This window comes from Ruminiclostridium papyrosolvens DSM 2782, from assembly GCF_029318685.1.
GTDB classification, from domain to species: Bacteria; Bacillota; Clostridia; order Acetivibrionales; family DSM-1351; genus Ruminiclostridium; species Ruminiclostridium papyrosolvens.
The window spans coordinates 976676-988630 of sequence record NZ_CP119677.1; the positions used below are offsets into that span (position 1 = coordinate 976676).

Consider the following 11955-nt stretch of genomic DNA (forward strand, 5'->3'; position numbering starts at 1 on the left):
TAATATACAGCCTTATTGTTTGGTCATTTTACTATTACTATTCATACCCGTTCTTATAGCTTTGTATATTTGAATAACAACCAGTGGAACTAATGCCAGAAGAACAATTATTCCCAGATTTTCCAAGACGGCGGGATTGACTGTGAAAAGGCTTTGGAGTAAAGGAATCCATAGTACCAATGCCAGTAATGCAACTCCTATAAGCAAGGCACCCCAGAGGAATATATTTGAAAAAATTCCGACTTTATATATGGGGTACTTTGAGCGGCAGTTGAAGCCATGAATCATTCGTGATAAGGCGAGAACTGCAAAAGCCATAGTGCTTGCAAGGGTGGCATCGCCTTTGCTTAACCCATAGTAAAAGGCTGCAAGAGTACTGGCGGCAATAACTGCACCTTCAAAAAGAACGTGGAACAAAAAGCCTTTGTTTAGCAGTGGTTCATTAATATCACGAGGCTTGGAATTCAGCGCATCTTTTCTGTAAGGCTCTAACCCAAGGGCTATAGCCGGCATGGAATCAGTAAGAAGATTTATAAACAATAAATGCATTGCTGTAAAAGGAAGAGGAAGTGCCAGAATGGAAGTGTACAGAACAGCAAGTATTCCGGCTGTATTTCCTGAAAGCAGAAACTTTATGGAATTTTTAATATTTGTATAAATACTTCGGCCGTTTGACACCGCCTTAACAATAGTAGCGAAATTGTCGTCCACAAGAATCATGGATGCGGCATCCTTTGCTACCTCAGTGCCTACTTTCCCCATAGCTACGCCTATGTCTGCCTGTTTCAGGGCGGGTGCATCGTTTACTCCGTCTCCTGTCATTGCAACAACATTTCCTTTGTCCTGCCATGCTTTAACTATTCTTATTTTATGCTCAGGGGATACACGTGCATAAACTGAAATGTCTTCAACATTATTTCTTAATTCTTCATCGGACATTTTTTCAACGTCGGTACCTTCTACGGCTCTTCCGTTTTCTGTCATGATGCCGATTTGACGAGCTATTGCAGAGGCAGTAATCTTGTGGTCTCCTGTTATCATTACAGGCTTAATTCCGGCTTTAATACAGTCTGCAACTGCAAGCTTTGATTCCTCACGAGGCGGATCAATCATAGCAATTAATCCTACAAATGTAAGAGACTTTTCGTCTTCAACAGAAATATTTGCCTGGGAGTCAAACTTTTTATATGCAAATGCAAGAACTCTTAAACCGTCATTGGAAAAGTCCCTGTTTATCCCTTCCAACATTTCTATGTCACTTTGGGATATGGGCCTTTCTCCGTTTTCTTGTGCAATATTACTTACTCTGCTGAGAATAATATCGGGAGCACCCTTTGTAAACATCATGTACTGGCCTTCAATGTTATGAAAAGTACTCATAAGCTTTCTGTCTGAGTCAAAAGGGACTTCGGAAAGTCTTGGGTATTCCTTGCGAAGGTCTTCTTCTTCATAGCCGTAATTATTTGCAAGCTTTATAAAAGCCAGCTCAGTGGGGTCGCCCACGCCTTTGTCACCTGTTATGGTAGCATCACTTGCCAAAGCACTCATTTTTACAACTGTTCTTTGGAGAGTATCTTCCATTGAAAGGCCGCGGGATTCCAGAACCTTTGAACCAACGAATACTTTTTCTGCCACCATTTTATTTTGTGTGAGTGTACCGGTTTTGTCGGAGCAAATTACAGAAACACTTCCAAGGCTTTCTACAGAGTGAAGTTTTCTTATAATAGCATTTTCCTTGGCCATTTTCTGAGTACCTATTGCAAGTACAATGGTAACAATGGAGCTAAGTGCTTCAGGAATGGCAGCAACAGCCAGTGCTATTGCGAACATAAATGAATCTATAAGGGAGTAGCCTCTTAAAACATTTGCAGCAAATATTATTCCGCACAGTACAAGTATGGCAACAGCCAGCTTTTTTCCGAACTTATCAAGACTGACTTGCAGGGGAGTTTCCTTACTTTTAGCCGAGTCCATTAAATGAGCGATTTTTCCAAGCTCGGTAGACATTCCTATATCTGTAACTGCCACAACGGCTCTACCGTAAGTAATAAGGCTGCCTGTAAACACCATATTCTTTCTGTCGCCTATAGCGATTTCAGTATCTTTGATTACTTCTGTTTCTTTAAGTACGCTTTCAGATTCTCCGGTAAGTGAGCTTTCATTTACCTGAAGACTGTAATTTTCAAGGATTCTTCCGTCTGCGCTTACAAAGTCGCCTGCTTCAAGAAGAAGTATATCACCTACCAAAACTTCACGGGACGGTATTTCAATTTTTTCATTATTCCTTATAACCTTAGCAATTGGAGATGAAAGTGTTTTTAAGCTGTCAAGGGATTTTTCTGCCTTAAAATGCTGAACCGTGCCTAAAATTGAGTTAAGTATAGTAACTGCAAAGATTACTATTGCACTTTCATAATCTTTTAGAAACAGAGAAATAACACCTGCAATGAGAAGGATTATTACCAGAAAATCTTTAAACTGACTGAAGAAAACTTTAAAGAAACCTGCCTTATTCTCGGCTTTCAGTTCATTAAATCCGTATTGGCCTCTAAGACGGTCTATTTCTTTACCGGATATACCTTCCATACTGGTGTTGAGTTTTTTTAGAACTTCATCAGTGGACAGGTTGTAGTTATTATTCATAAGCTCCCCCTTTGATATTTTTACTAATTATAAGTTAGATTAAGCAAAATTGTCCATATATATAATTAATTTCTGCTAATTAAAAGGATTGTATTCAAAAGAAATTGGCAAAATTAAGATATATAGGATATGCAAATTTTAACAAAAGTATGTTAGAAAGGTTACAACATTTTCAACAAAAAGAAATATAATTATTTTTATCAGTCTGATATAATGAGTAGGATATACTGAATTGCCAAATGTGGCCAAAATAGTGATTAAAAATGGAGATAGAAAATGAGCAGAAGAAGAAAAAATGTTAATAAGCTGCTTCCCGCACTAGTTGTTGCTTTGCTTGCTATATTAGTAGCTATGATAGCAATATACTTGGTTTATACCGGGAAGCTTCCACCAAAGGTATCAAATAAAACACCGCAGACTTCTACGCAGACGACTGCAAACGCTACCTCGTCGGTTTCAACGGGTACTGTTGCAGAGAATACTCCAACTGATGATACGGATAAGGAACAGAAACCCACTGAAAGTACTAACCCAAGTGATCTTTTGATTTCGTGGAAGAACCCATCAAGTTTTATATCAAAGGCTGCAATGGGGGACGGTTCATTTAAGAAAACATTTAAAGATGGAAACATAAGGTACTGGAGACTTGTAAGCAATCAGGTAACATCAGGCTACAATCCGCCTTACAACCTTGCTTTTGGTTCTTCCGAAATGTACTCGGAACTTGAAGGTGTTACTACCTTCAGAGGAAATAACTATAGGACGGCTCCTTCATGGGGAAAAGCTGATGTTAAGGAGAAAAAGCTTGAAATAGTGTGGACACATGACATTGGGGCTGTTTCAGGGGTAGGAAGCTACTGGCCCGGTGCAGGTTGGACGGGGCAGCCGCTTTTGGCTCACTGGTCACCGGATGTCAGAAAAATAATGAACATAAATAATAATTTAAAGGACAAGGATCTTGTGGAAGTAATATATCCTGTATTTGACGGACATATTTATTTCCTTGACATGGAGACGGGAAAAGAGTCCAGACCCCGCATAAATCTAAGGTTTACCGTTAAAGGAACAGGTATGGTTGACCCAAGGGGGTATCCTCTATTTTATACTGGACAAGGCCTTAACGAGAATGATGGCAGAAAAGGTGCTTTCAAATACAGGATATATGATTTGATTCACCAAAAGGAGATTTTTTCAATGCCGGGAAATGACCCCGTTGCATTCAGACCATGGGGAGCAAATGATTCCTCCGCATTGCTGAACAGATACACCGATACGCTATTGGATTGCGGTGAAAACGGTCTTGTTTACAAGACAAAGCTAAATACAAAGTTTGATAAGAAAGCAGGAACAATATCAATTAATCCTTCAATAACAAAATACCGTTACAAGAGCAGTTACAGTCCAGAACAAGGAATTGAAAATTCACCTGCTGTATACAGGAACCTGATGTATTTTGCCGATAACGGAGGAACTATACAGTGCTTGGACATCAACAAACTTGAACCTGTTTGGATTTTTAAATCAGGTGACGATACTGATAGTTCCATAACTATAGAAGAAACTGACGAAGGAGTATTCCTCTACACAGCAAATGAGGTTGATAAACGAGGAAAATCAGGAGCCAGGGCAAACTGCAACGTAAGAAAGCTTAATGCACTGACTGGAGAGCTTGTATGGCAGAAGGATTATTCCTGTGTTTACCAGAATTATATAAATGGAGGGGCGTTGGCAACTCCTGTAATCGGAAAAAATGATATAAGTGATATTGTTATATTCAATGTAGCACTTACAGGCTCTACAAGTGATGGAACACTTGTGGCACTGGATAAGAAGACAGGTAAAGAGGTTTGGAAGAGGCAGTTGGACGCATACAGTTGGAGTTCTCCTGTAGATTTTATGTCCAAAGACGGAAAGACCTATATGCTGCTTTGTGACTTTAAAGGATATATGCATTTGGTAGACCCTAAAACAGGTGAGGATTTGGATAAAATCTCAGTTGGTGGGAATGTAGAAGCATCACCTTCAGTATACAATGATATGGCGGTAGTAGGTACTTATGCAAAAAAAATATACGGAGTAAAAATCAAGTAAAATAACCGGGGAGTAAATTGAGAATGACTAGATATAGAAGAAGAAGGGCAACCAACAGATTTAAAGTAATACTGACTATTTTAATACTATCGTTGATAACAACAGGTATCATGATTGTATTAAGCAAAACAGGTAATTTAGGGAAATTAGGAAACAGTAAAAATTCCTCTGCTGTAAATACTACTGCGAGAGACAGTCAGAATGAGGTTGATGAAACAGAACCTGAGCCGGTAGCAGACCCAATGCCCGCAGAAATAACAGACCAGAGTAAGTTGAAGGCCTCATGGACTACAAATTCAAATTTTGACGGTGCAAAGGCTTTTACGGAATTTGCATTCCAGAATACATTGAAAAACGGAACTAAAATGCAAAGCTGGATATTTAGAAACAATACTCCTTTGAAGGAATATACGGTAAAAAACAAGAACAAAATCAGCTTTGGTGCATCTGATACTTATTCAGACCTGGAAGGTATAACAACGTTCAGAGGAAACAATTATAGAGATAATGCATCATTTGGTACACGTACCGTGAATCAGAAAAAGCTGGAGATAGTGTGGAAAAAAACCGGACTGGGGGCTATTTCAGGAGAAGGCAGCTTTTGGCCGGGAACAGGCTGGACAGGGCAGCCCCTCATTGTTCATTGGTCTGAAGACGTAAGAAAGCTGATGAACATTAACAGTGATATGAAGTCAAAAGATCTTGTTGAGATCATATATCCTACTCTTGACGGAAATATATATTTCCTTGACCTTGAAACGGGAAAACCCACCAGAAATCCAATCAAAATCGGTTATCCGATTAAGGGAACAGGTATGATTGACCCGAGAGGCTATCCGATACTCTACACTGGAATGGGAATAAATGATAACGGCGGAAAATACAGCGAATACAAATACAGAATTTTTAATCTCCTGAACCAGAAGGAGATGTACTCAATATTCGGCAGAGATCAGGTTGCATTCAGAGGTTGGGGAGCCAATGATTCATCTGCAATTCTGGATAAAAATACAGATACACTCCTTAACTGCGGTGAAAACGGACTTGTATACAAGGTGAAAATGAATACAAAATTCGATAAGGCAGCGGGAACCCTTTCAGTAGCACCTCAAATTACCAAATACCGTTACAGAAGTCCATACAATGACGAACAGGGTATAGAAAATTCACCTGCAGTATATAAAAACTATATGTATTTCTGTGATAACGGAGGTACACTGCAATGTCTGGACCTGAATACTATGAAACCTGTGTGGATATATGAAACAGGGGATGATACCGACAGTTCTATTGTAATAGAAGAAACAAAGGACGGAGTGTTCTTGTATACTGCAAACCAAGTTGATAAGCGTGGTGAAAATGGTAAAAAGAAATTTGATAATTGCAATATTCGAAAAATAAACGCAAAAACAGGTGAGCTTGTATGGCAAAAGGATTACAAGTGTATCTACAACTATTATATAAACGGCGGTTCACTGGGAACTCCGGTACTTGGTAAAGACGATATAAGTAATATGGTTATATTCAACATTTGCTTTACAGGTTCAAATACAGACGGAAACATGATTGCTTTGGATAAAAACACCGGGGAAGAAATATGGAATAAGAAACTCTCAGCGTATAGCTGGTGTTCTCCCGTTGACTTCAAAAGCTCTGATGGGAAAACTTATTTAGTGTATACAGACTACGCAGGGTACATGCGTCTGGTAGACCCTAAAGACGGAAAAACCCTTGATTCGGTATCCTTGGAGGGAAATGTAGAATCCTCTCCTGCTATTTACAACGATACTCTGGTAGTAGGAAGCTATGCTAAGAAGATATTTGGAATAAAGGTAAAATAATAATGTACTAAAATAATTGCTTGGATTTATAGCATCTCCTTGTAAAATGCTTATCCAGGCAATTATATTAAATTGGGGTAATTAATGATACACTGCTGTTTCAGACTTATAGGACTTAAAATCGTATAATTATTAGTACTAAAAATAATTAAGGAAAAGTTAATAAATTACGTCTATAAAATGTTACATAAATATATTATAATTAGGTAAATTTAGTAAGTCAGAGACGTAAACGCAAAAGAAAACACAAACGAGGGAGATATTTTGGAGATGAAAATTTTAAGAGAATTATTAGGCTGGGTAGGAACAATACTGGGGTCTGTGGTTTTGGCATTGATAGTTATAATATTTATATTTCAGCCAACCAGCGTAGACGGACATTCAATGGATAATACTTTGCACGATAAAGAAAAAATAATAATTAATAAGACTCAGAATATATTTCACGGTAAACCAAAATACGGAGACATTGTTATAATTGACAGCAGGGTAGACAGAAAAAGAACCTTTTGGGACAACGTTATAGATCCTCTCAAATACAATATTCTTGTATCAAAGTTTACCGAAAATACTCAGCAGATATTCTGGGTTAAGAGAGTAATAGGCAAAGCCGGAGACGAATTGCAGTTCAAGGACGGAAAAGTTATACGCAACGGTATAACGTTAGAAGAAAAATACATAAAAGAGCCAATGCGTTATCAATCAGAAAACATAATAAAGGTTCCGGAGGATTGCGTATTTGTTATGGGAGACAACAGAAATGAAAGCAAGGACAGCAGAGTGATAGGCCCTGTACCAAATGACCATGTAGTGGGTAAGTATTTATTCAAACTTGGTTAATACATAACAAAACTTGGAGGACATATGAACCCGCTTTCGATATACAAAAAGAACTATCATGTTGATTATGGCGATGCTGATTATTTTAAAAGACTAAAACTCAGTTATCTTTTTAACTTTTTTCAGAATATCGCAGGCCTCCACTCAGAGAGTACAGACCTTGGTATAGGAAAATTGCAGAACGAATATGGTGTGGCGTGGGTAATGGTTCGAATGATGGTGGATATTAACAGGATGCCCGGTATTAATGAAGATATTTCAATTGAGACATGGCCGGTATCACCCAAGAAAATGACAATAGAAAGAAATTTTATTGTCAGGGATATGAAGGGGAATATTCTTGTTAATGCAATCTCAAGCTGGGTTATACTGGACTTACAGAAACGTCAGATGGTTAAAATAGATTCAATGCTTCCAAAGCAGCATCCTGAATTTATAGAATCAAAAGCAATAGACAGGAAATTTGAAAAGCTGAAGCCAACAGGCGAGTTGCATTCCGTGTACAAAAAGCTTGTAGGCTTTAGTGACCTTGATATTAACGGTCATGTAAATAATGCAAAATATATAGACTATATATTAGACTGTTTTTCCTTAGATAAGCATGAAAAGTATAGTGCTGAATCAATTCAAATAAATTATGTAAATGAAGCAGTTGCCGGAGATATTATTTCTTTGTACAGGAATACTGAGGAGATAGAAGGAAACCACAAAAGAGTGTATATTCAAGGGGTAAGTGAAACTGACAAAAAGGTATATTTTGAAGCAGACATCAAGGTACAGTAGTATATTACTATTTTAATGGGTGGAGGGAGTTTATATGAATACTTCAAAAAAACTTAAAACTATATTGGGTGTTCTTTTTTGCTTTATGGTAATTCTGGTTATTTTGCTTGTGTATGTTGTAGGTCAGTCAAAGGAGCCAACTGAATCTTCTTCAACAGCATCTGATTCGTCAGCAAGTACATCACAAACCACTGCATCACAAACCACTCCGGTTACTGAAAAAATGGAACTCAAACTTTATTATTATGATGCTGATAATTATGATAAACCAAAGGAAATCCGTAATATTACTGTTGATAAAAAATTGTATGACAATGATTTAACAGCTGCAATAAACAATGTTTTGTCTTCTACAGACATAAAAATAAACAAGGCTGTTTTGGATGGAAAGAATATTACTATTGATTTACCTAAGGAGACTGTAAAAAAGTTTAATTCAGGGAGTGCAGGAGGTATCAACCATACCAACATTCTTGCAATGACAGTACTGAATCTTCCGGGAGTTGAACAAATGCAGGTAACTATGGACGGGGAAGCAGGTATTGAGTCAGACCATTTCAGCTTTAACGGTACATTTATCAAACCTGAGGAAGGCAAAAAGTATACTTTCAACCCGTCAGATAAGCCTGGAAAGACTTTGGAATTTTAAATATGAAAAATAAATATTTACAGATATTTTTGTACATATTGGCTGTCGCTGGAATAATAGACACTATACTTATTGCTAAAAGAGGCGGCGGTATGAATCTGGGGGTTTTGCTTCCAGCTGTTGGAGGGACTTGTATAATACTTTGGGCATTATTTAAAAAGACCCCATCATACAGGAGAAGACCAAACCTTTATAGGAAGCTTATAAAAGTATTTACAGGACTTTTCCTTATATGGTTGGTTTCTTTTGCTATTATAACTGCTGTTATAATAACCTCTGCCATGTCAGATAAGGAGCAAAAGGTAGACAGCGTAATAGTACTGGGTGCAGGGCTTAAAGGTGAAACACCTACTCTGGTTTTGAAGAAGCGTCTTGACTATACTCTGGATTACTACAAAAGCAATCCGGATGTAAAGATAATAGTATCAGGGGGGCAGGGTATCGGCGAAACCATAACGGAAGCCGAGGCAATGAAAAGATATCTGGTTAAACATGATATTCCCGAAAATATTATTTTGAAAGAAGAAAGTTCTACCAGTACCTATGAAAACATGCTGTATTCTAAAAAAGCCTATGAAAATACTATTGGAAAGCCTCTTGATAAGGTAATGATTATAACTAATGATTTTCATATGTTCAGAGCAAAAATACTTGCAAAAAGAGCCGGACTTAAAGCATATGGAATCAGTTCCGGCACTCCTTGGTACATATATCCGAATGTTTGTTTAAGAGAGTACTTCGCTTTATTCAAGTCTCTTATTTTAGACAGATAAGTTAAAATTAACACTTTCATTTTCAGATAAATAAACAAAAACTAAGTTGCCTGTCTTTTCAAAATATTTGTCTGCCGTAAAGGATTCATTTATCCTAATACGGCAGACATTACTATTTCCAGCTGTTATACGCACCTTCAAAAGATTGTGATTGCGCCACAAAATATCTACAGTGTAGTTTCCTCTGGCTTTTAAACCCGTTGCACTTCCATCTTTCCAGCTATTGGGCAAGGCAGGCAGCAGGTGTAGCTCGCCGTTATGGCTTTGTAAAAGCATTTCAATAATACCAGTCGTAAAACCGAAATTACCATCAATTTGGAATGGAGGATGTGCATCAAAAAGATTGGGATAAACGGAACGGGTTAAAAGTTGATTGACAAAACGGTAGGCATTATCTCCGTCCCCCAGTCTGGCATAAAGACATATTAGCCAAGCACAGCTCCAACCTGTATGGCCTCCTCCGTTTGCAAGTCGTTGTTCCAGAGATTTACGGCAGGCTTCGGCAAGTTCCGGGGTGTGCCATGGACTTATAACACTGCCGGGGAAAAGTCCAAACAGGTGGGAGATATGCCGATGCCCCGGCTCTTCTTCAACATATTCATCAGGCCACTCCAATAACTGTCCCTTTTTACCTATCCGAAATGGAGGCAGCTTGCAAAGCCTTTGGACAAGTAAGCCGGAAAGCTCTGAATCAATTTTAAGAATAGACTGTGCTTCCACACAGCTTTCAAAAAGCTCTCGGATAATAAACAGGTCCATGGTTGAACCTTTTGTAATTGAACATATTCGACCTTCTTTATCTATAAAGGCGTTTTCAGGTGAAGTGGAGGGGTTGGTTATATAATACCCTTTTTTGTCAGGCTTCATATAATCAAGGAAAAACAAAACTGCTTCTCGCATAATATAATAGTGATTTTGTAAAAAAACTACATCACAGCTGAATCTGTAATGCTCCATTATATGTAGAGAGAGCCACGCCCCACCCATAGGCCAGAACCCCCATCTTGCCTGACCTGACACGGCAGATGCCATCCGCCATAAATCCGTGTTATGATGCAACACAAAGCCCCTGCATCCGTAATTTTCACGTGATATCTCAGAACCAGCCTTTGAAACGTCTTTCAGCAGATCAAACAGAGGCTTGTGACATTCCGAAAGGTTAGCAGTCTCAGCAGGCCAATAATTCATTTCAAGATTAATATTAGTAGTGTAATTAGAAGACCATGGTGCTGCCAAATCTTTATTCCAAATACCTTGAAGATTGGCTGCTTGTGTGCCGGGGCGGGAACATGCTATAAGCAGATATCTGCCATAGGCAAACATCAGTGAATCAAGAGAAGGGTCGTACTGTCCTTTGGCATATGCAGCAAGTCTTTCATCTGTGGGCAGCTGCGACTGTGTGCCAAGGTCAAGACATACACGTTTAAATAAAGAAGAGTGGTCATCTTTATGACGGGACAAAAGTTCATTCCAACTATAACCTGCTGCCTTATCCAAAGTCCGTATACATTTGCTTAACGGGTCTACGCCCGAACTTCCTGGCATTATATCAAATCCCTCAAAATTTGTAGATGAAGAGAGGACTAAGAGAACTTCATCAGCAGCATTGATTGAAATACCGTTTTCTTCTACAATTACGGAGCCACCCTTTATATATGCCCTCATTCCAACTGAAAATCCAATACTGCGACTGTGTTCTTCAGAGTCATAGACTATATGTTTACCTGCTTCCACGTAGTCAGGAATCATACATGAAGGACAGTCTCCGGTCATTATTAAGGTACGGCCTTTTTTATTAACCTGATAACGCAGTTGAGAATCAAGAGTTGCGGTTAATGTAAATGATTCTGATTTATCTGCAGTCATATGAACTGCCATTACGTTGTCAGGATAAGAACATATAACCTCACGGCAATGATTAACGCCGCCACAGGTATAGCGGGTTTCACATACTGCTGTATTAAGGGAGAGTGAACGACTGTAGTTATTAATTTCTCCTGACAGCTCACAGGTCAGTAATAACCTGCCAAGAGGGAGATAAGACTGTGAGTAGCCAGTTAGTATATTTTCTTCTATAAGCTTTTGTGCATCATAATTATTGCCTTCATCCACTAGACACTGAACTTCAGGTAATAAAGGCAGTATGTTTTTGTTAATAAGCTGCCCCGGTAATCCTGACCATAAAGTATCGTTATTTAAATCAATACATTCATGTGAAATCCCGCCGTGAACCATTCCACCAAGACCACCGTTACCGACAGGCAGTGCCTCTTCCCAAATACGAGCGGGAGATTTGTACCATAAAATATACTCCACCAGATTCCCTCCTAAAAAT

General features: G+C 38.5%; 8 protein-coding genes. 6 read left to right on the forward strand and 2 right to left on the reverse strand.

The window, feature by feature from the left end; all coding sequences use genetic code 11:
• Window positions 1-12: 12 nt before the first annotated feature.
• Window positions 13-2643: a cation-translocating P-type ATPase gene (locus P0092_RS04430; protein WP_004621227.1), complete on the reverse strand. Its 2631-nt coding sequence runs from the start codon at window positions 2641-2643 to the stop codon at window positions 13-15.
• A 276-nt stretch (window positions 2644-2919) separates the two neighbouring features.
• Between P0092_RS04430 and P0092_RS04435 the strand changes: the two genes are divergently transcribed.
• The 6 genes from P0092_RS04435 (at window position 2920) to P0092_RS04460 (ending at window position 9620) form a co-directional block, all read left to right on the forward strand.
• On the forward strand, window positions 2920-4734 hold the full coding sequence (locus tag P0092_RS04435) for an outer membrane protein assembly factor BamB family protein (RefSeq protein WP_276187084.1): 1815 nt from the start codon (window positions 2920-2922) through the stop codon (window positions 4732-4734).
• 23 nt (window positions 4735-4757) lie between these two features.
• Window positions 4758-6575 (forward strand): outer membrane protein assembly factor BamB family protein, encoded by a 1818-nt coding sequence (locus P0092_RS04440; RefSeq protein ID WP_004621229.1) that lies wholly within the window; start codon window positions 4758-4760, stop codon window positions 6573-6575.
• A gap of 270 nt (window positions 6576-6845) precedes the next feature.
• On the forward strand, window positions 6846-7415 hold the full coding sequence (gene lepB / locus P0092_RS04445; RefSeq protein WP_004621230.1) for a signal peptidase I: 570 nt from the start codon (window positions 6846-6848) through the stop codon (window positions 7413-7415).
• 24 nt (window positions 7416-7439) lie between these two features.
• Entirely contained in the window at window positions 7440-8198 is a 759-nt protein-coding gene (locus P0092_RS04450) for an acyl-[acyl-carrier-protein] thioesterase (RefSeq protein WP_004621231.1), read from the forward strand.
• 34 nt (window positions 8199-8232) lie between these two features.
• On the forward strand, window positions 8233-8847 hold the full coding sequence (locus P0092_RS04455) for a GerMN domain-containing protein (protein ID WP_004621232.1): 615 nt from the start codon (window positions 8233-8235) through the stop codon (window positions 8845-8847).
• A 2-nt stretch (window positions 8848-8849) separates the two neighbouring features.
• The gene (locus P0092_RS04460; RefSeq protein ID WP_004621233.1) at window positions 8850-9620 is read left to right on the forward strand and encodes a YdcF family protein; all 771 of its coding nucleotides are present in this window, start codon (window positions 8850-8852) and stop codon (window positions 9618-9620) included.
• On the opposite strand, the gene P0092_RS04465 is transcribed toward P0092_RS04460, so the two are convergent.
• Window positions 9609-11936, reverse strand: coding sequence for a glycoside hydrolase family 95 protein (locus tag P0092_RS04465; RefSeq protein ID WP_004621234.1), 2328 nt, complete (start codon window positions 11934-11936; stop codon window positions 9609-9611). The genes P0092_RS04460 and P0092_RS04465 overlap by 12 nt on opposite strands.
• Between the last annotated feature and the right edge of the window lie 19 nt (window positions 11937-11955).

Excerpts from the sequence above, each read along its gene's own strand:
- P0092_RS04430 (WP_004621227.1), bottom strand. The coding sequence starts at position 2,643 with ATGAATAATAACTACAACCTGTCCACTGATGAAGTTCTAAAAAAACTC.
- P0092_RS04435 (WP_276187084.1), top strand. The coding sequence starts at position 2,920 with ATGAGCAGAAGAAGAAAAAATGTTAATAAGCTGCTTCCCGCACTAGTT.
- P0092_RS04440 (WP_004621229.1), top strand. The coding sequence starts at position 4,758 with ATGACTAGATATAGAAGAAGAAGGGCAACCAACAGATTTAAAGTAATA.
- lepB (WP_004621230.1), top strand. The coding sequence starts at position 6,846 with ATGAAAATTTTAAGAGAATTATTAGGCTGGGTAGGAACAATACTGGGG.
- P0092_RS04450 (WP_004621231.1), top strand. The coding sequence starts at position 7,440 with ATGAACCCGCTTTCGATATACAAAAAGAACTATCATGTTGATTATGGC.
- P0092_RS04455 (WP_004621232.1), top strand. The coding sequence starts at position 8,233 with ATGAATACTTCAAAAAAACTTAAAACTATATTGGGTGTTCTTTTTTGC.
- P0092_RS04460 (WP_004621233.1), top strand. The coding sequence starts at position 8,850 with ATGAAAAATAAATATTTACAGATATTTTTGTACATATTGGCTGTCGCT.